This window comes from Couchioplanes caeruleus, from assembly GCF_023499255.1.
GTDB classification, from domain to species: Bacteria; Actinomycetota; Actinomycetes; order Mycobacteriales; family Micromonosporaceae; genus Actinoplanes; species Actinoplanes caeruleus_A.
Window position 1 is genome coordinate 4,187,185 of record NZ_CP092183.1, and the last position, 18,881, is coordinate 4,206,065.

Annotated in this window: 16 protein-coding genes; 11 read left to right on the forward strand and 5 right to left on the reverse strand. The window is 73.1% G+C overall.

Going from position 1 to position 18,881, the window contains the following annotated elements; genetic code table 11:
• Positions 1 to 69 precede the first annotated feature (69 nt).
• From COUCH_RS19260 to COUCH_RS19270, 3 genes are all read right to left on the reverse strand, one after another.
• On the reverse strand, positions 70 to 1,452 hold the full coding sequence (locus COUCH_RS19260) for a glycosyltransferase (protein ID WP_249613478.1): 1,383 nt from the start codon (positions 1,450 to 1,452) through the stop codon (positions 70 to 72).
• Positions 1,449 to 2,414, reverse strand: a complete 966-nt coding sequence (locus COUCH_RS19265; RefSeq protein WP_249613479.1) for a glycosyltransferase family 2 protein — start codon at positions 2,412 to 2,414, stop codon at positions 1,449 to 1,451. The genes COUCH_RS19260 and COUCH_RS19265 overlap by 4 nt, the downstream gene beginning before the upstream one ends.
• An 85-nt stretch (positions 2,415 to 2,499) precedes the next feature.
• Positions 2,500 to 3,507: a glycosyltransferase family 2 protein gene (locus COUCH_RS19270; RefSeq protein ID WP_275980121.1), complete on the reverse strand. Its 1,008-nt coding sequence runs from the start codon at positions 3,505 to 3,507 to the stop codon at positions 2,500 to 2,502.
• An 812-nt stretch (positions 3,508 to 4,319) separates the two neighbouring features.
• On the opposite strand from COUCH_RS19270, the gene COUCH_RS19275 reads away from it, so the two are divergent.
• The 5 genes from COUCH_RS19275 (at position 4,320) to COUCH_RS19295 (ending at position 8,906) form a co-directional block, all read left to right on the forward strand.
• On the forward strand, positions 4,320 to 5,255 hold the full coding sequence (locus COUCH_RS19275; RefSeq protein ID WP_249613481.1) for a sulfotransferase domain-containing protein: 936 nt from the start codon (positions 4,320 to 4,322) through the stop codon (positions 5,253 to 5,255).
• 79 nt (positions 5,256 to 5,334) lie between these two features.
• On the forward strand, positions 5,335 to 6,249 hold the full coding sequence (locus COUCH_RS19280) for a hypothetical protein (protein WP_249613482.1): 915 nt from the start codon (positions 5,335 to 5,337) through the stop codon (positions 6,247 to 6,249).
• A 431-nt stretch (positions 6,250 to 6,680) separates the two neighbouring features.
• On the forward strand, positions 6,681 to 7,031 hold the full coding sequence (locus COUCH_RS19285) for an S-adenosylmethionine decarboxylase (RefSeq protein ID WP_249613483.1): 351 nt from the start codon (positions 6,681 to 6,683) through the stop codon (positions 7,029 to 7,031).
• A 3-nt stretch (positions 7,032 to 7,034) separates the two neighbouring features.
• Positions 7,035 to 7,823 (forward strand): hypothetical protein, encoded by a 789-nt coding sequence (locus tag COUCH_RS19290; RefSeq protein ID WP_249613484.1) that lies wholly within the window; start codon positions 7,035 to 7,037, stop codon positions 7,821 to 7,823.
• Between the two features lie 108 nt (positions 7,824 to 7,931).
• Positions 7,932 to 8,906 (forward strand): serine/threonine-protein kinase, encoded by a 975-nt coding sequence (locus COUCH_RS19295; RefSeq protein WP_249613485.1) that lies wholly within the window; start codon positions 7,932 to 7,934, stop codon positions 8,904 to 8,906.
• Between the two features lie 11 nt (positions 8,907 to 8,917).
• Here the strand turns inward: COUCH_RS19295 and COUCH_RS19300 are convergent, their stop codons facing one another.
• Complete coding sequence (locus COUCH_RS19300; RefSeq protein ID WP_249613486.1) at positions 8,918 to 9,784, reverse strand: universal stress protein; 867 nt, start codon at positions 9,782 to 9,784, stop codon at positions 8,918 to 8,920.
• Positions 9,781 to 11,244, reverse strand: coding sequence for an amino acid permease (locus tag COUCH_RS19305; protein ID WP_249613487.1), 1,464 nt, complete (start codon positions 11,242 to 11,244; stop codon positions 9,781 to 9,783). The genes COUCH_RS19300 and COUCH_RS19305 overlap by 4 nt, the downstream gene beginning before the upstream one ends.
• A 237-nt stretch (positions 11,245 to 11,481) precedes the next feature.
• Here COUCH_RS19305 and COUCH_RS19310 point away from each other — a divergent pair, with 237 nt between their 5' ends.
• The 6 genes from COUCH_RS19310 (at position 11,482) to COUCH_RS19335 (ending at position 18,863) form a co-directional block, all read left to right on the forward strand.
• A complete protein-coding gene (locus tag COUCH_RS19310; RefSeq protein ID WP_249613488.1) occupies positions 11,482 to 11,832 on the forward strand; it encodes an STAS domain-containing protein in 351 nt (116 codons plus the stop codon).
• Between the two features lie 28 nt (positions 11,833 to 11,860).
• Entirely contained in the window at positions 11,861 to 12,853 is a 993-nt protein-coding gene (locus tag COUCH_RS19315; RefSeq protein WP_249613489.1) for an alpha/beta hydrolase, read from the forward strand.
• A 12-nt stretch (positions 12,854 to 12,865) separates the two neighbouring features.
• Positions 12,866 to 14,101 carry an ATP-grasp domain-containing protein gene (locus COUCH_RS19320; RefSeq protein ID WP_249613490.1) on the forward strand — a complete coding sequence of 412 codons (1,236 nt, stop codon included), beginning with the start codon at positions 12,866 to 12,868 and terminating at the stop codon, positions 14,099 to 14,101.
• Positions 14,102 to 14,339: 238 nt separating this feature from the next.
• Positions 14,340 to 14,783, forward strand: coding sequence for a DUF5990 family protein (locus COUCH_RS19325; protein ID WP_249613491.1), 444 nt, complete (start codon positions 14,340 to 14,342; stop codon positions 14,781 to 14,783).
• Complete coding sequence (locus COUCH_RS19330; protein WP_249613492.1) at positions 14,780 to 18,067, forward strand: DEAD/DEAH box helicase; 3,288 nt, start codon at positions 14,780 to 14,782, stop codon at positions 18,065 to 18,067. Before COUCH_RS19325 ends, COUCH_RS19330 begins: the two co-directional genes overlap by 4 nt.
• Positions 18,060 to 18,863, forward strand: coding sequence for a hypothetical protein (locus tag COUCH_RS19335; protein ID WP_249613493.1), 804 nt, complete (start codon positions 18,060 to 18,062; stop codon positions 18,861 to 18,863). Before COUCH_RS19330 ends, COUCH_RS19335 begins: the two co-directional genes overlap by 8 nt.
• The last annotated feature ends 18 nt before the right edge of the window (positions 18,864 to 18,881 follow it).

Consider the following 18,881-nt stretch of genomic DNA (forward strand, 5'->3'; position numbering starts at 1 on the left):
TCTGCCACATATGCACCGAGAATGCCCCGTGCGCGGGCGGCTGTCCGGGGAACGGCGGAGTCAGCACGATCAGCGGCCGCTCCGGACCTTCGCCCGGGCGGCGCGACGGCCTCTGAGGTAGGCGCGCGGTCCCGCCAGCATGCCGCGCCGGTTGGCGGTCAGCAGCTCCCGGGGAAAGTCCTCGCGCAGGGTCGACACCCGCAGGCTGTCCTTGCTGGTGAGGTCACGCAGCGCGCCCGGCGCCAGCCGCAGCAGCGGCCAGAGCAGCCCGGGGCGCTTCATCAGCAGGCTCGTGTACGCGGCGGTCAGCCCGGCGCCGTACCCGACCATCTGCTTGTGCAGCCCCTCGAGGTCGCGCCGGTGGTAGTGGTGCGTCACCGCGGTGGGCTGGTAGACGATCGTGCCGCCGCCGACCAGCACCTGGGTGAACGCGAGGGTGTCCTCGGAGCCCATGGCCGGGGTGCCGGCGCCCAGCGCGGTGTCCCAGCCGCCGATCCGCTCGATGACACCGGGACGGAACGTCATGTTGGCGCCCGTGCCGAACGGCGGCAGCGGGTACAGCGGGCTCTGCCGGTGCGCGGTGGCCGGGCTGAACACGTCCGGCGTGAACCCGCGGCCCTTGCTGTGCCCGCCGAACTGCTCGAACCACAGCTGCGCCTGCGTCTCCAGCTCGGCCGGGACGATCACGCCGGAGACCACGTCGGCCTCCGGGTGGTCGGCCAGCGCGCGGGCGATCTCGGCGAGCCAGTTCGGGTCGGCGTACTCGTCGTCGTCGATCCAGGCCAGGATCTCGCCCGGCGCGGCGGCGACCGCCGCGTTGCGGGCGAAGGACAGGCCGCCCTTGGGCTCCAGCAGGTAGGTGACCGGGCCGCGGCGGGCCGCCGAGCGGACCACCTCGGCGGTCGCGTCGGTCGCGGGGGCGTTGTCCACCACGAGCACGCGGAAGTCCGGGTACTCCTGGGCGAGCAGGCTGTCGAGGCAGCGGGCCAGCGCGCCGGGCCGCTCCCGGGTGCAGATCACCACGGTGATCGGCGGGGCGCCGGCGAGCACCTCGCGGCGGCGGGCCAGGAACGCCGGCTCGGCCGCCGGCGTGATGCCGTCGATCGGCAGGCCGGCCAGCCCCAGCTCGATCAGGCGCGGCGCCAGCACGTCGCCCAGCTCGGCCTCGATCGCCGCGGCCAGGTCGGCGGGGCGCAGACCCTGCTCCGGTACGCCGGTCAGCACGGTGCCCAGCGGCTCGGTGAAGAGCCGCACGAGCACCCACGCCTGCTGCACGCGCCGGCCGTCCGGGGCGACGGCGGCCACCGCCGGCAGCGCGTCGGCGAGGTCCACGTCGAGGACGGCGGCGGGCAGCACGTCACCGCTGGGCTCGAAGGCCGGGGCGGTGATCAGCTCGTCGGCCCGCGCGACGGGCTCCCAGACCTTGCCGTTCACTCCCACTCCGTTCGTCATCGGGTCGCTCCCGCCGTCTCGAGGTGGCGCTCCGAGCGACGCGCGGCCACGGTCTCCACGACACCGCCCCATCCGGCGGCGGCGACGCCGGCGAGCACCCCGCCGGCCTTGAGGGCGTGCTGCAGGCCGCGCCCGCGGCCCGCGGCGGCGAGGTTGCGGACCACGGCGCGCGGCAGCGAGCGCAGGTAGTCGCGCTCGGAACCGAGGCTCTCGGAGCCGTCGAGCAGGCCGGCCATCGCGACCTTGCCGCGGCCCTCCGCGTAGCAGCGGCGCAGGAACCAGCCGAAGGTCGAGCGGATCCGGGGCACCTCGTGGCGGATGACGGCCTCGGGGACGTACATCCAGTGGCCGCCGCCGAGGGCGCTCATCCGCAGGCACAGCTCGGTGTCCTCGGGGCGGTTCTGGCTGCCGAGCTTGCCGAAGCCGGTACGGAACCCGCCCACCGCGAGGAAGGTGTCGCGGCGCACGACCATCCCGGCCGACCACACGTTGCGGACCCGGCTCGTGGTGGTGGGCAGTCCGGCGTACGAACCGCCGACGGCCCACAGGAACTCCTCGGGCATCCACCGCGGCTCGGGGCCCTCCCACGCCGGCGCGATGCCGCCGCCGGCGCCGACCACGCGCGGTTCGGCGAACGGCGAGACCACGCTGCCCAGCCAGTCCGGGCCCATCACCACGTCGTCGTCGAGGAACGCGATCAGCGACGTGGAGGTGTGGAAGGCGCCGGTGTTGCGGTTGCCGGAGACGCCCTGGTCGTACAGGTTCTCCAGGACGGTCACGCCGCCGAGGTCACGGCGGGCCCGCCGGTACAGCGCGGGGTTGTGGTCGACCACGACGACGATCTCGGCCGGGGTGTAGGTCTGCGACCGGGCCGCCGCGACGGTCCGCACGAGCGACGCCCAGCGCTGCTCGGTGTGGGTCGGGATGACGATGCTGACGGCGGGACGGGGGGTGGGTTCCACGGGGGTGCTCCTGGGGCGGGGGTGGACGGCGAGGGGGCCGTACGGGCGGGGCCGGCGCTCGGGAGAGGGGTCCGGCCGGGCGGCGTCAGTCCTCGCCGACGGTGCGGGCCCGCAGCGCCTTGATGTCGTCGGTGCGCCGGGCGCCGGGCTCGTCGCGGCGCAGGCCGCGGTTGAGGTGGGCGACGTGCTGGCGCGGGTCGGCGCCGGGGGCCACGGCGGCGGCCGGGGCGCGGTTCACGATCTTGTTCAGCGCGTGCGCCGGCGCGGTGTTGGCGGCCGGGTGCTGGTGGACGATCACGCCGGCCGGCCCGGCGGGGTTGCGGCGCCGGCTGCGCATCCGGCCGTACTCGCTGAAGATGGTGCGCAGCACGCGGAAGCCGTCGCGGAACGTGTTGAGGTTGCTCTGGCCGTGGATGCGGGCGTGCTCGATGCTGCCGACCTCACCGACGCGCATGCCGTCCGCGGCGGCCCGGATGTTGATCATGGTCTCGATCTCGAACCCGTCGCCCCAGAGCTTGGAGCCGTCGGTCGGGCGCGGCAGCGTGGTGTCCGGCAGGTCGAGGACCGGCACGACCCGGCGCCAGAAGGCGTTGTAGCCGTAGCAGAGGTCGGTGAACCGGGTCCCGAACAGCACGTTGACGACCAGGTTGAGCCCGTCGTTGCCGAGCTTGCGCAGCTTGGTGATGTCGTGGCTGTGGCCGCCGTGGGAGAACCGGGAGCCCTTGACGAAGTCGGCGCCGGCCGCGAGCTGGGCGACGAACAGCGGGATCTCCGCCGGGTCGGTCGAGCCGTCCGCGTCGATCATCACGATGATGTCGCCCGTGCAGGCCGCGAAGCCGCAGGCCAGCGCGTTGCCCTTGCCGGTACGCGTCTGCTGCACGATCACCACGTCCGGGCGCAGCGACCGGGCCACCTCGACGGTGCGGTCCACCGAGCCGCCGTCCACCACGATCACCTCGTCGATGCCGTCCGGGAGCTTGGCGAACACGTGCGGCAGGTTCCGCTCCTCGTTGAGGGTCGGGATCACGACGCTTACTGTCGGTGACGAGCCGCCGTTACGCGGCGTGTGGCCGGGGGTCGCGGAATGCTGCATGTCGGTCCCTTCAGGGTGGCGGAGGCGACTGGCATCGTCGATTTCCGGGGGCAGAAACGCGGGTCGCTCGCTACTGCCGACAAATCTAGCAACACGCTACGTAGCGTCAACTAACCGAAGGGCCAGGGTGCCGATATCCGTGCGGTGAACCACGGCCAGACGTATGAGCAGGCACTATGCACTCGGGCAACAAGATCGACCATCCGCCCCACCCGTCACAGCTAGTAACGGACAGTAAGGCATGCGCGGGCCGAGAATGGTCGAGGTGGCGCAATGCGGCGGTTCGGAATCGTCGTCGGCAGGAATTCGGCGAAATTCGAGATGTCCGACTTATCGCAGTGATCCACCTCACTCAGCGTAGTTTTACGCAGCGTGATGGCCGGGTTGCAGGACGGTTGTTTCGGCGTGGCGGCGGCGTGCCGGGGGCTCGGTGCCTACGCTGGTCGGCATGACGAGCCGCCGGCGCCACCGCCGTCCCGCACGTCGCCGGCACGGTGGGTGATCCGGTGGCGGACAGCAGAGCGCTGTGTGTCTGCGGCCATGACCGCGGCGCGCACGAGCACTACCGCGCCGGGTCGGAGTGCGCGGTGTGCGGGCCGGAGGTCTGTCCGCGCTTCCGCCGGCGGGCCTGGTGGCGCCGCCGCGCCTGAGCGGCCGGCATCGGCGGTGTGGGTCCGCCCCCGGGCGGGTACAGCGGAGTCCGCAGGGTGGACCACGGGTCGCAAAGACCTACTAAATCTGTAGGCTAAGTTCCACTTCGCGAGGCGCCGCGCCGGTGCGCGGGCGTCCCGGCACCGCACGAGGAGGACCCCATGCCGCTCCCCGACTTCCTGATCGCCGGCGTGCCCAAGGCCGGGACCACCGCGCTGCACGCCGCGCTGGTCCGGCATCCCGAGCTCTTCCTGCCCACGGTCAAGGAGCCCAAGTTCTTCCTCACCGACGGCCGGCCGCCCGCCACGGGCGGCCCGGGCGACGTGCAGACGTACCAGGAGCACGTGTGGCGCCGCGCCGACTACGAGGCGCTCTTCGACCCCGCGCCGCCGGGCACGCTGCGGGGCGAGGCCACCCCGTTCTACCTGTACGACCCCGGCACCCATGAGCGCATCCACGAGCTCGTCCCGGACGTCCGCATCATCCTGCTGCTGCGCGACCCCGTGGACCGGGCCCACTCCAACTGGACGCACCTGTGGAACGCCGGTCTGGAGCCGGAGGGCGACTTCCTCACCGCCTGCCGCGCCGAGCCGCAGCGTAAGGCAGCCGGCTGGGCGGACTTCTGGCACTACACGAGCCTCGGCCTGTACGGGCGCCAGGTGCAGCACCTCTACAAGGTGTTCCCGCGCGAGCAGGTCCTGCTGCTGCGGTACCGGGAACTGAAGGACGCGCCCGCGGCCACCCTCGACCGGGTCTGCGACTTCCTCGGGGTCCGTACCGGCGTGGTCGGCAGCATCCCCAGGGAGAACGTGAACCGCCACGTCGTGCACGACACGCCGGTCAACGCGGTGCTGCGCGGGCTCCTGCGCGCGGGCGGCACGTTCGGGCACCGGTTCCCCGTACCGTTGCGTCTCGCCGCCCGGGGTCCCCTGCTGACCCTGCTGCACCGCAAGCGGGGCACCCGGCCGGTCACGACCCCCGCCGAACGGGCCGCGCTGCTGCCGCTGTTCGCCGACGACATCGCCCTGCTGCAGGACGTGACGGGGGAGCGCTACGACGACTGGCTGTCGGCCGACCGACACGCCAAGGCGTCCTAATCCCTATCGCACCCATAGATGTAGCAAACTTAGGCGGATACTCTTCGCTGTGCCGCCGTCGCCACGAAACGGAGCCGCCTTGTCCATCGGAACTCAGACGCTGTCGCTGCCACGCTGGGAGGAATCGGCCGTGGTGGTCGAGCCGCCCGGTGACGAACCGGGGGCGTGGGCCGGCGCGCCCTCCTCGATCGTCGCCGACGGTGACATCTACCTCGCCTACCGCCTCCGGCTCCCGATCGGGGAGGGCCGCGGCATCTCCAACGTCGTTGCCCGCTCCCGGGACGGCGTCACCTTCACCGTCGTGACCACCGTGGACAAGGACCGGTTCGGTGCGGAGTCGCTGGAGCGGCCCGCGCTGGTACGCACGCCGGAGGGCCGCTGGCGCCTCTACGTCAGCGCGGCCACCCCGGGCACCAAGCACTGGCGCGTCGACCTGCTCGAGGCCGACACCCCCGAAGGGCTCGCCACCGCCGCCGCGCGCACGGTGCTCGCCGGCGACGAGACCGTCGGTGTGAAGGACCCGGTGCTGCACCACGACGGGTACGGCTGGCACCTGTGGGCCTCGGTGCACCCGCTGGAGTCCTGGGACGACGCCGACCGGATGACCACCGAGTACGCGACCAGCCCCGACGGCGTCCACTGGACCTGGCGCGGCACCGCCCTCGCCGGCCGCCCCGGCTCGTGGGACGCCCGGGGCGTGCGCATCTCCTCGGTCTCCGTCGAGGGCGACACCATCCTGGCGGCGTACGACGGGCGCGCCACGGCGGGGGAGAACTGGGAGGAGCGCACCGGGGTGGCCCGGGGCGTGCGCCTGCCCGACGGCAGCTTCGGCGAGCTGACCGCGGAGGAGGGCGAGCCGCTGGGCAGCCCGCACCCGCCGTACGGCCTGCGCTACCTCAGTCTGGTCGACCTGCCGGACGGCCGGCGCCGGCTCTACTACGAGGCCACCCGGGCGGACGGCGCCCACGACCTGCGTACGGAGCTCGCGTACTGACCCTCCGCCGCGGCGGCCGCCGGGTGAGAACGGTCACCCGGGCGGCCCCCGGCCACCGTACGGTGATCGACTTCCCCTAGCGTCGACAGCAGAACGCCCGGTCCTCCGTGCCGCCCGCACAATCGGCGATGCAGAGCGAGTGACCGCCCGTGGCGGGGCCCGTCCCACAAGGACGAGCTCCGCCATGTCTGCTTTCCGGGCTCGCGTCACTACACCGCGTGATTACTGCAATCAGTACGAAGCGTTGCCGTGACCCACACCACAAAACGGATTTTTGGTGCCGTTCACGCGCCTTCGCCGGAATATGTGGGCCGGGTGGGACGGTTGTGGTTGCGGAGCGGGTGCCCCCGAACCGGTCGTATTGACGCTGAGTTAGCAATAGCTACATTTAGGGCATACCGCTGCTGACTCACCGTGTTGAAAGGCTCCCGATGCTGGACTTCAAGGACCTCGCCCCGGCCATCACCCGCCAGCGCATGGTCGTCGAGGGGTACCCGACGTTCGTCATCACCGACGAGCACATCAAGGACTACCTGAGCCGGCTCTCCGTCGTGACGGACATGGTCACGCTCATCGAGCCGGTCACGCACGTGAGCGAGCTGTACGGCTGGGCCGGCTGGGTCCACTGGGAGACCTCGGGCGCCCACTTCTACTCGTGGGAGCGCCCGCTGTCGTTCTTCAGCGTGGACATCTACACCTGCAAGCCGTTCGACCCGCAGGCCGTCCTCGACTTCACCCGGGAGTACTTCCGCACCACCGAGCTCGTGGCCAAGGAGTTCTGAGCCGTGGCCCGCTACGACCTCGCCCCCGGCGCCGCCGCCCGGGCCGTCGCCGGCTTCCTCGGCGGCCTCCCCGCGGACCGGCTCCCCGCCGATGGCCGCTTCCTCGCCGTGTTCGTCGCCGACGGTGACCCGCTCGCCGACGTCGCCCGGCACGTCGAACGGACCGTGTTCGAGGCGGCCTTCGGCAACGACGAGGCCGTGATGACCGCCGAGTACGGCCCGTACGAGAGCGACAGCCTCTTCGTCCTCGTGATGGACCGGGAGCGGGCCGTCCCCGCCGGCGCCGCCCGGATCATCGACGGCCGCGGCAAGACGATCGACGACGCGCCCCGCCACATCGGCGTGGACACCGCCGCCATCGTCGCCGCGCACGGGCTCGGCTCCGGCCGCATCTGGGACTGCGCGGTGGCCGCCGTGCTGCCCGGGTACCGCGGGCGCGGATCGGCGCTCGAGGTCAGCAGCCTGCTCTACCGCACGTACCTGCTCGCCGGGGTGCAGGCGGGCGTCGAGCACTCGACGTCCATGCTGGACTGCTCGGCGTACCGCAACTTCCAGCTGCTCGGCGTGCCGATGCGGGCGCTGGCCGGCTCGGGCCCGTTCCCGTACCTGGGGTCACCCGAGAACTACGCCGTGTACATGCACTTCCCGGACATCGTCGCGTCCGTGGCCGCGCAGGCGCGCGCACTGGCCGGAACAGACACCCCGCAGGCTCGCGCCGGCGCGCTGGCCTCGCACATGGTCGCCACGGGCGAGGGGATCGACGACCGCATCCTGCTGGCCGTACGGCGCTGAGCCGCCGCGTTACCCGATCGACGCGTTTTGGCTGCCGGAGGCCGGGGTACCGACCGTGGAACCGGAGCGGGCGGGCGCCGGAACGGGCAATGACTTGGGGGATGACCGATGCGGACACTGGGCGGGCGGTACCAGCTCGTACAGCGCATCGGGATCGGTGGCATGTCGGAGGTGTGGCGGGGGCACGACCGCGTGCTCGACCGGCCGGTCGCCGTCAAGATCATGGCTCCCGCGCTGGAAGGGACGCTCGGTGACAGCAGCGTCGAGCTCGTGCGCACCGAGGCCCGGTCCGCGGCGCGGCTCGCGCACCCCAACGTCGCCGGCGTGCACGACTTCGGCACCTCACCGTCGCCGGGGCGCGAGGTCCCGTACATCGTCATGGAGCTGGTGAACGGGCAGACGCTCGCCGAGCACCTGACCGCCGGCCGGCTCGACTGGCGCATCGCCGTACGCATCTGCGCCGAGGTCGCGGCCGCCCTGGCCGCCGCACACGCGGAGCAGGTCGTGCACCGCGACATCAAGCCGGCCAACATCATGCTGACGCCCTCCGGGGCGAAGGTCCTGGACTTCGGCATCGCGGCCGCCGCCGGCAGCCACGACCCGGACCCCGACGGCCCCGTCATGGGTACGCCCGCCTACGTCGCCCCGGAACGGTTCGAGGGCCTGCCCGCGACCCCGGCGTCCGACATGTACTCCCTCGGCGTGCTGCTTTACCACTGCCTCTCCGGGCGCCTGCCCTGGCGCGCCGAGTCGGGCACGGCCCTGGTGCACGCCCAGCGCCACGACCACCCCGACCCGCTGCCCGACATCCCCGGTCTCGCCCCCGAGGTGCTCGACCTCTGCTCCCGCTGCCTCGACCGCGACCCCGCCGAACGCCCGACCGCGCTGGTCGCGGCGCTGCTGCTGGCCGAGGCCGTGGACGCGCGCGTCTACGTCCCGCTGATGGACCTCGGGCCGCGGACGCCCCGGCCGTCCGCGGTGTCACCGTGGGACGAGCGCGCCGCCGAGGCCCCGACCGACGTGGCGATGCCGTTCGACGACGAGACGTACCACGACCTGCCCGGCGGCCGGCACCGCGCCTGAGGGCCCGGCCGTCAGCCGCTGCGCGGGACGACGATCACCGGCCGGCGCGCCCGGCGTACCAGCCGGGCCGAGACCCCGCCCAGCAGCACCCGGCGCGCCGGGCCGTAGCCGCGGGAGCCGCAGAACAGCACGTCCACGTCGGTCAGCTCGCTCAGCTGGTCGACGACGTCGCCGGTGAGGATCTCCCAGTCGACGCCGGCGTCCTTGACCGAGCCGGCCGCCCGCGACAGCGCCTGCTCGTACGTCTCCCGTGCGGTGTCGAGGAACGCGTGCTCGGCGTCCTGACCGACGAGGAACGGCAGCGTCGCGTCGGCGTCGGCCACGACCGTGTAGAGCCGCAGCGCGGTGCCCGTACGGGCGGCGACCCGGGCCGCCGTCTCGAGTGCCGCCCGGCCGTCCGGGGTGTCGACGTACGCGACGCCGACGCGGCCCAGGGTGCCCGGCGCGACGTCCATGCCCGACGGCGCCACCGCGACCGGGCACATGCTGCCCGCCAGCAGCCGGTCGGCGGTGCTGCCCGCGAACAGCCGGTGCCGTGGCCCGGAGCGGCCGGAACCCACCACGATGGTCTCCGCGCCCAGCTCCTCGGCGAGGTCGTGCAGGCCGTGCGCCGCCGACGTGGACGACACCAGGCGGTACTCCACCTCGCCGCCTTCGGGCAGCACCGACCGGGCGTCGTCGAGCACCGCCTCGGCCGCCCGGTGCCGGTCGGCCACCCATTCCGCGTCCACCCGCCCCGAACCGAGCGCGGAGGGCGCGGGGTGCACCACCGCCACGACCAGCGGTGCGCCCAGCACGGACGCGGCCCACCGGCCCAGCGCGAGCGCGTCGTGGCCCGACTCGCTGCCGTCCACGCCCACGATCACCGGCGGCGTCACGGCTGTTCACCGTCCTCGCGCGCCCAGCTCGGCGTCCCGGTGGCGTTCTCCCGGCGCAGCCGCGAGTTGCGGTACCCGTACAGGAAATAGATGGCCATGCCGACGACGAGCCAGACCACGAACCGGATCCAGGTCGCCAGCGGCAGATCCGCCATCAGGTAGACCGCGAAGGCCACGCCGAGGATGGGCAGCACCGGCGACCACGGCACCCGGTAGGGCCGCGGCATCTCCGGCCGGGTCCGGCGCAGGATGATCACGCCGATGTTGACCAGCACGAACGCGAAGAGGGTGCCGATGTTGACGAGCTTCACGATCTCGGAGAGCGGCACCAGCGCCGCCAGGATCGCGATGAGCACGCCGAGGATGATGGTGAGTCGCGCCGGGGTGCCGTACCGCTGGTTGACCGTGGCGAGCCGCCGGGGGAGCAGGCCGTCGCGGCACATCGCGAAGAAGATGCGGGTCTGGCCGTACATGATGACCAGGACCACGCTCGTGATGGCGACGACCGCCCCCAGCGCGAGGATGGCCGCGGCCCAGCCGATGCCGGCGCCCTGGTCCAGGGCGGCGGCGAGCGGGGCGTCGGTGCTCTCCAGCTGCTGCGGGGTGGCGACCCCGATCGCGCCGACCGCGGTGAGGACGTAGAACAGCGTGCAGATCAGCAGCGACCCGATGATGGCCAGCGGCAGGTCCTTGCCGGGGTTGCGGGCCTCCTCGCTGCCGGTGGAGACCGCGTCGAACCCGATGTACGCGAAGAAGATGATCGCTGCCGCCGCGGTCACTCCGTCGATGCCGTGCGGGATGAACGGCTGGAAGTTGCCGGTGCCGAAGTTGATGAACGCCACCACGATGAAGAACAGCAGGACGGTCAGCTTCACGGCCACCATGACCAGGTTGACCCGGGCGCTCTCGGTGACGCCGCGGCACAGCAGCAGCGTGATCGCCAGGACGATGAAGACCGCCGGCAGGTTGAAGACGCCGCCGTCCTCGGGGGACTTGGCGATGGCGTCCGGCAGGGTGTAGCCGAACGCCGCGTCCAGGAACGCGTTGAGGTTGCCGCCCCAGCCGACCGCGATCGCGGCCACGGAGACGCCGTACTCGAGGATCAGGTCCCACCCGATGACCCACGCGACGATCTCGCCCAGGGTCGCGTACGTGTAGGTGTAGGCGCTGCCGGAGACCGGGATCGACGACGCCAGCTCGGCATAGGACAGCGCGGAGAACGCGCAGGCCACGGCGGCCAGCACGAACGACAGGATCACCGCCGGCCCGGCCGTCCCGGCGCCCTCGCCGATGACGACGAAGATGCCGGTGCCGATGATCGCACCGACGCCCATGGCGGTCAGCTGCAGCGGGCCGACCGCCTTCTTCAGGCCGTGGCCCTCCTCGGCGGTCTCGGTGATCAGGGACCGTACGTCCCTGATGGCGAATACTCCTGGTCTCCGACCGGAACTGGTTGCCATGGCCCACCCTCCATCGATCGCCGTTGTCACCGTCGCGTCCCCGCGCGGCCGGCCGCAAGATGATCTGCGTTATCTGGCTAACTTGCTCGCTGCGGTTGCTGAACCGGCGTCGCGATGGGTGATCGCCGGCGCACTGCCTGTCCGCCCGGTGACGGCTTTCGTGCGCCAGCCTGCGAGGTGGGCCCGCGGCGTTGTACCGTGAGGCCGACGGGCAGCGATCTTCTACAGGCGGTAGGCATGGGCGAGGCCGTGATGACCACCCGGCGCCAGGCGGACGGCGCCATCGTGGTCGACGTGCGCGGCACGCTCGACGCGGCCACGGTCGACGCGCTGCGCCAGGCGCTGGTCAGCACGCTGCACAGCGACCGGCCGCTCACGATGATCGTCGACCTCACGTTCGTCACGTTCATGGACTCCATGGGCGTCGGCGCGCTGGTCGCCGGCTACAACGCGGCCCGCGAGACCGGCACCCGCTTCGTGCTGCGCAACCCCAGCGAGTTCGTGCACCGCCAGCTGCGCGTCACCGGCCTCGCCGACATGTTCGGCCTGCCGGCCGCGGCCCCGGGCCCGCAGACGTACACCCCCTGACCGCCCGCCGAGCGGTTAAGGTTCCGTCATGGAACCGTCGGCCGGGTCGTGGTGCGGGACCACCGAGGTCTGCTTCCGGCTGCGCGACCCCGACCACCGGCTGACATCCGTACGGCTGGAGTCCGGCGTCGTCCAGGGAGACCTGCGCTACCGCGAGGACACCCGCACCTGGGAGCTGCTCCTGCCCCGCCCGCCCGCGCACCGCATCGAGTACCGGCTCGCGCTGGGCCACCCCGACGGCAGCAGCGAGACCGGCGACCACTCGGTGCTGTGCTGCCCCGGCTACGCCGAGCCGGAATGGGTGCACCTTCCCGCCGCCGACGGCCAGTGGCGCGACCTCTACCTGCCACTGCCGGCCGTGCACGGCGAGATGGCCGCCCGCATCTGGTCACCGGCCACGCCCACCGACCGGGTCCTGGTCGCGCACGACGGGCCCGACTTCCATCGGTACGGCGAACTCGGCCACTACACCGCCGCGATGATCGAGGCGGGGCGCGTGCCGCCGTACCACCTGGTGCTGCTGCCCGCGGGTGACCGGCTCGAGTGGTATTCCGCCAGTCCCGCGTACGCCCGGGCACTCGCCCACGACGTGCTCCCGGCGATCGCCGCCGAGCTGGGCACCGACCGGCCCGTCATCGGCGCCGGCGCCAGCCTCGGCGCGCTGGCGATGCTGCACGCCCAGCGCCGCCACCCGGAGGCCTTCGCCGGCCTGCTCCTGCACTCCGGGAGCTTCTTCCGGCCCCGGCACGACCGCCAGGAGTCCGGATTCCGCCGCTACCTGCGCATCGTCCGCTTCACCGGCCGCGTCGTCCGCGACCGCGAAGGTCCCGCCGTGCCGATCGCCATGACATGCGGCACCGTGGAGGAGAACCTCGCCAACAACCGGGAGATGGCGCGTGCACTGACGGATCAGGGGTATGCGGTGGACTTCGCCGAGGTGCCGGACGCCCACAACTGGACCGCCTGGCGGGACGCACTCGACCCGCATCTGACCGCGCTGCTGCAGAAGGTGTTCAACTAAGAGGAGGCGCCCATGGCCGACGTCGAGCACACCATCGGACTTCTGCTCGGAACCGAGGACGACTGGCCGCGGGCGTACGAGGCGCTGCTGCGCCGCGTCGGCGTGATCACCGACGACGCCGGCCGCAGCCACCGCACCCGCAGCGTCCGCGTCACCATCGAACCCTTCAACCTGCGCGCCAGACCCCAGCACGACCTGGTCATCGACCGGCTCGCGTACTGGTACTACCACCCGCGCGAATGGCTGAAGAAGGCCGCGCTGATGGACGACGTGTACCTGCTGAACAGCCCGTTCACCTTCCAGTCGATGGAGAAGCACGCCGCGTACTGCGCGATGATCCGGCTCGGCCTCAAGGTGCCCGAGACGGTGCTGGTGCCGTTCAAGAACCCGCTCGACAACTCGCGGTACGCGTACACCTCGTCGCGCTACAACCAGCCGTTCGACCTCGAGGCGCTCGCCGAGACCGTCGGGTACCCGATGTTCATGAAGCCGTACGACGGCGGCGCGTGGGTCGGCGTCTCCAAGATCCGCAACCCGGCGGAGCTGCACGCGGCGTACGACGCCTCCGGCGAGCGGCTCATGCACCTGCAGGCGTCGGTCGAGGACTACGACGTCTTCGCCCGGTCGCTGACCATCGGCCCCGAGACGATGGTCATGAAGTTCCGTCCCGACCTGCCCATGCACGAGCGCTACGCCGTCGACCACAACTTCCTCGGCGAACGCGTCGGCGACGAGGTCGTCACCATCTCCCGCCTGGTCAACGCGTTCTTCCGCTGGGAGTTCAACTCCTGCGAGTCGCTGGTCAAGGGCGACGACGTGTACCCCATCGACTACGCCAACGCCTGCCCGGACGTGGCGGTGACGTCGTTGCACTACTACTTCCCGTGGGCGATGGCGGCGCTGCTGCGCTGGACGGTCTTCTGCGTGGTGACGGACCGCAAACCGCGCCTCGACATGGATTCGGCCGCGTACTTCGCCATCGGCGACGACGCCTCCCTGCCGTACGAGGAGAAGCTGCGGCTCTACCGTCAGCTGGCCGACGACTACTTCGAGACCGAGAAGTACGAGGAGTTCTGCGAGAAACACCTGTCCCACATCGACGAGATGGTGCACGGGTGGATCGGATCGCCGGAGTTCCGGTCGCTGCTCTCCGAGACGGTCCGGGCGATGTACCCGCCGCACGAGCACGAGCGGTTCCTGGGGCACTTCGGCGGGCTCATCGACGCGTGGCTGCGCGACAACGCCTGATCCGCCTGGCCCGGGTGGCGGGCCGCCGCGGGGCTTCGGTCCCGCGGCCTCGTCCCCCCCTGTCCGCCTCCTGACGCAGGGTTGGCCGGACCCTCCAGCGACTTGTCGGACCACCGCTGCCTTGTCGCTGGGCGCGGCCGTCGCCTTCCGCCGGGTCTCGTTCCGGTGTGAGCGTCGTCCCTGCGCGGGGCGGGCGGGGAGCGGGGGAATTGTCGGAGGGTCGGCCTAGAGTTCAGGCGTGCACATCCGGATCGAGGGCAGCGACCTGCCCGGGCGGCGGGGCGGGGCCGAGGCCGACGCGCTGCGGCGCGGCAACGTGCACATCGGCGTCCAGCGCCGGGACGAGGTCGTCGACCGCCATCCCGCCGACGCCACCCACGCGGCATGGGGGTTCGAGGTCACCGGCCGCGAGGTCGACGGCCTCCTCGACGTCGGTGGCCCGTACGTGCACGGCCGCCCCGGAGCCCGCTTCCTCTACCTGAGCTGGGGCGCCGTCGACGGCGACACGTTCGCCATGTTCCGGCGCGCCAAGCTGCTCTTCGGCGACGTCCCGACGGAGCTGCTGCGCGCGGCGTACGAGGGCGCCGGGCCGCTCGTCGGACGGCTCGGCCTGACCGACGCCGACGGCGGCCCACGATGCGCCCGGGTCCGGCCACCCGACATCACCTGGCAGCTCGGATGACGGTCCTGCACGGCTTCGTCACGCGCGACGGCGGACTCGCGCTGTGGGGCGAGGCAGACCAGCCCTCTCCGGCCGGGCGCGGCGCGCATCCGTTCGCCTTCGCGCCGGCCGGGGAGCCGCGGCCCGCCACGCTGCTGCTGCCGTCGACCTCGGCCGGCCCGTTGCCGTCACCGGCCCTCGGACTGCCGCCGCGCCGGGGCACTCCGAGGCTCCGGCCGTGGGTCGTGCCGGCCGTCGTGGTGCCCTGGGTGACCACCGACCTCGCCGACGAGTGCGGCGCCCGGGCCGCGCCCTCGCTGACCTACCTGGCCGAGCTGTGCGCGTTCGCCGCCGACCTGGTCGCACGCGGGCGGGTGCTGCCCGCGGTGCTCATCGACGGGCCTCGGCCGCGGGCGATCTGGCGGCCCGTGCTCAGCGGGACGGACGGCACTCGGCACGCCGACCTGCTCGCCCGCATGCCGGCCGCCTGCCGCGCGGAACGGGCCCGGCCCGGCGACGTCGACGGCCTGCCCGCCGCGGACACCCTGCACGCGGCCCTGCACCACCTGATCGACGGCCTGGTCCGCACGCGGCTGGCCGAGTCCGACGTCACCCTCGGCGGGGCGCCCTGGCTGACCGCCCTCACCGCCGACGGCCCGGTTCCGGCCCGCACCGCCGACGGCCCGGCCCGGACGCCCGGCGCAGCTGCCGACGGCCCGGCCCGCCCGCCCGGCGCTGGCGCGGACGGCCTCGCCCCGCCCCCCGGCGCCGGCGCGGACGGCCTCGCCCCGGCCCGCGGCGCCGACGGCTCTGCCCGGACTTCCGGCGCAGCTGCCGACGGCCTCGCCCCGGCCGCCGACGGCCTCGCCCCGCCCCCCGGCGCCGGCGGCTCTGCCCGGACTTCCGGCGCAGCCGCCGACGGCCTCGCCCCGGCCGGCGGCGCCGGCGCCGGCCGGGCGGGGGAGTTCGACGGGCGGCCCGGCGAGCTCGACGTCCTGGCCGAGGCCCTCGACGCCTGGCATGCCGACGCCACCAGCGGCACCGCCGTGCGGGTCGTGTTGCGCCTCAGCCATCTGCACGAGCTCGACCCCGACGAGCCCGACGCCACCAGCGTGCCGGGACCTGCCGGGAGCGACGCCACCGGCGCGCCCGAGGCGGGTGACGAGCCGCAGGATGCGTGGCTGCTCGAGTTCTTCCTGCAGCCCCTCGACGAGCCCAGCCTGCTCGTCTCCGCCGCAGACGTCTGGCGGGACGCCGCTGCCCCGCTGCGGCGGTGGACGCATCGGCCGCAGGAGCGGCTCATCGCCGGGCTCGGGCGGGCCGCCCGGTTGTTCGGGGATCTCGAGGCCGCGCTGCGGGTGGCCCGGCCCGCCGAGCTCGTGCTGGACACCGAGGGGGCGCACCGGTTCCTCAGCCATGCCGCGCTGCTGGAGCAGGCCGGGTACGGCGTCCTGCTGCCGGCGTGGTGGCGCGAGCCGCAGCGGCTCGGGCTCGCCCTCGACGTGCGCAGCGCCGACGCTGCCGCTCCGGTGCTGCGGGACGAGGCCGCCGATCTGAACACCATCGTGTCGTACAACTGGGGGCTGTCGCTGGGTGGGCGGGTGCTCACCGAGGATGAGCTGGCCGTGCTGGCGCGGGTGAAGGTGCCGCTGGTGCGGATGCGGGGCCGCTGGGTGCATCTCGATCCCGAGCGGCTGCGGGCCGGGCTGGAGTTTCTGCGGCGGGGCGGCGGCACGATGACCGCGGGGGACGCGGTGCGGCTGGTGCGGCTGCTTCCGCCCGAGGAGATGCCCCTGCCGATCGCCGAGGTCCGGGGCCGTGGGTGGGTCGCCGACCTGCTGTCCGGGCGGCTGGGGGAGCGGCTGGAACTGCGGGAGCCACCCGTGGACCTGCTCGGGGTGCTGCGGCCGTACCAGAAAAGGGGTTTCTCCTGGCTGGCCTTCCTCGACGGCCTGGGACTGGGCGCCTGCCTGGCCGACGACATGGGTCTGGGCAAGACCGTGCAGCTGCTCGCGTTGCTGGTGCACCGGCGGGCCGGTCCGACGTTGCTCGTCTGCCCGCTGTCGGTGCTGGGGAACTGGCAGCGGGAGGCCGCCAGGTTCGCGCCGGCGCTGCGCGTGCGGGTGCTGCACGGCGCCGACCGGCCCGACCCGGCGGGGCTCGCCGACGGCGCGGATGTCGTGCTGACCACGTACGCGACGGCGACGCGGGATGCCGACGCGCTCGCGGCCGTGCAGTGGGACCGGGTGGTGCTGGACGAGGCGCAGCACATCAAGAACAGTGCGAGCGGCGCGGCGCGGGCGGTGCGGCGGTTTCCCGCGCGGAACCGGTTCGCGCTCACCGGGACGCCGGTGGAGAACCGGCTGGCCGAGCTGTGGTCCATTCTCGACTTCCTCAACCCGGGCCTGCTGGGCAGCGCACACACCTTCCGGAACCGGTACGCGGTGCCGATCGAGCGGTACGCCGACGAGGACGCCGCCGCCCGGCTGCGCCACGCCACCCGGCCGTTCCTGCTGCGCCGGGTGAAGGCCGACCCGGCCGTGATCAGCGACCTGCCGGACAAGCGCCACGTGCGGCACCTGTGCGGGCTCACCGCCGAGCAGGCCACGCTGTACCGGGCCGTGCTCGACGACATGATGGCGCGGCTGAAGGAGACCACCGAGACCCGCCGCAAGGGCATCGTGCTGGCCGGCATGACCAAGCTGAAGCAGGTCTGCAACCATCCCGCCCAGCTGCTCGGCGACGGGTCACCGCTGCCCGGGCGCTCCGGGAAGCTGGAACGGCTGGAGGAGATCCTCGACGCCGCGCTGGCCGGCGGCGAGAGCGCGCTGTGCTTCACGCAGTTCACGCGGTTCGGGTCGGCGCTGGTGCCGCACCTGGCCGCGCGGTTCGGGGTACCGGTGCGGTATCTGCACGGCGGCACACCGCGTGGCGCACGCGACGAGATGGTGGCCGCGTTCCAGGCCGACCGCCGGCCGGGCATCTTCGTCCTGTCCCTCAAGGCCGGGGGCACCGGGCTCAACCTCACCGCCGCCAGCCACGTCGTGCACGTCGACCGGTGGTGGAACCCGGCGACCGAGGCGCAGGCCACCGACCGGGCGTTCCGCATCGGCCAGCGCCGCGACGTCAGCGTGCACACGCTCGTCTGCCTGGGCACTCTCGAGGAACGCATCGACCGGCTGATCGCGGACAAGGGCGTGCTCGCCGAACGGGTCGTCGGCAACGGCGAGGGCTGGCTCACCACGCTGAGCACCGATGAGCTGCGTGACCTGACCCGCCTGGACCCGGAGGCCGTCGGTGACTGACCGGTTCTCCACCCCGTTCGTGGCGATGTTCGAGGCGTTGCGCATGGCCCCCACGTTCGCGCGCGGCCGCCGCGACGCCCGGGCCGGGTACGTCCGCAGCCTGTCGATCTCCAGCAGCCTGGTCACCGCCCAGGTCCGCGGCCCCGACGACACCCACGCGTTCCGGTCGCGCATCGCGGTCCGGGCGTTCGGCGCCGCCGAATGGTCCCGGGTCGAGGACGACCTCGCCGCCCAGGCCCGCTACGTGGCGGACCTGCTCGCCGGCCGCATGCCCGACGACATCGAGGAGGTGTTCCGCCGCGCCGGCCTCACGCTGCTGCCGCTCGCCCTCGACGAGGTCGCGATGGACTGCACCTGCGAACGCTGGCCGATGCCCTGCGCCCACCTCGCGGCGACCTGCTACGCGCTCGCCGACTCGTTCGAGACGGACCCGTTCGGTGTCTTCGCCTGGCGCGGCCGCGGCCGTGACGAGCTGCTCACCCGCCTCAGCCAGCTCCGCGGGGCCGCGGCGCACGAAACCCCCGCGGCCGAGGTGCCGCCCGAGCACCGTTCGGCGGCCCTCGGCGACCTCGATGACTTCTGGGGTACGGGTACGCCCACAGCACCGCCGCCGCCCCGGCCGGTGGGCCGGCCCGACCTGCTGCTCGACCAGCTCGACACCCCACCGCTGCGGTACGGCGGGGTGTCGCTCACCGAGATCCTGCGGCCGGCGTACCTGGCGTTGCCGCCGGAGGAGCCGGACCGGGCTCCGTCGCTGTCCGACCCTTCGAGGCCCGCGCCCGACTCGCCGCGGTAGATCAGCCGGGTGGCTCGG

What these genes read in the sequence shown, in the direction of transcription:
- COUCH_RS19260 (WP_249613478.1), bottom strand. Translation starts at nt 1,452, where the DNA reads ATGACGAACGGAGTGGGAGTGAACGGCAAGGTCTGGGAGCCCGTCGCG.
- COUCH_RS19270 (WP_275980121.1), bottom strand. Translation starts at nt 3,507, where the DNA reads ATGCAGCATTCCGCGACCCCCGGCCACACGCCGCGTAACGGCGGCTCG.
- COUCH_RS19275 (WP_249613481.1), top strand. Translation starts at nt 4,320, where the DNA reads ATGCCGCTCCCCGACTTCCTGATCGCCGGCGTGCCCAAGGCCGGGACC.
- COUCH_RS19285 (WP_249613483.1), top strand. Translation starts at nt 6,681, where the DNA reads ATGCTGGACTTCAAGGACCTCGCCCCGGCCATCACCCGCCAGCGCATG.
- COUCH_RS19295 (WP_249613485.1), top strand. Translation starts at nt 7,932, where the DNA reads ATGCGGACACTGGGCGGGCGGTACCAGCTCGTACAGCGCATCGGGATC.
- COUCH_RS19305 (WP_249613487.1), bottom strand. Translation starts at nt 11,244, where the DNA reads ATGGCAACCAGTTCCGGTCGGAGACCAGGAGTATTCGCCATCAGGGAC.
- COUCH_RS19310 (WP_249613488.1), top strand. Translation starts at nt 11,482, where the DNA reads ATGGGCGAGGCCGTGATGACCACCCGGCGCCAGGCGGACGGCGCCATC.
- COUCH_RS19315 (WP_249613489.1), top strand. Translation starts at nt 11,861, where the DNA reads ATGGAACCGTCGGCCGGGTCGTGGTGCGGGACCACCGAGGTCTGCTTC.
- COUCH_RS19320 (WP_249613490.1), top strand. Translation starts at nt 12,866, where the DNA reads ATGGCCGACGTCGAGCACACCATCGGACTTCTGCTCGGAACCGAGGAC.
- COUCH_RS19330 (WP_249613492.1), top strand. Translation starts at nt 14,780, where the DNA reads ATGACGGTCCTGCACGGCTTCGTCACGCGCGACGGCGGACTCGCGCTG.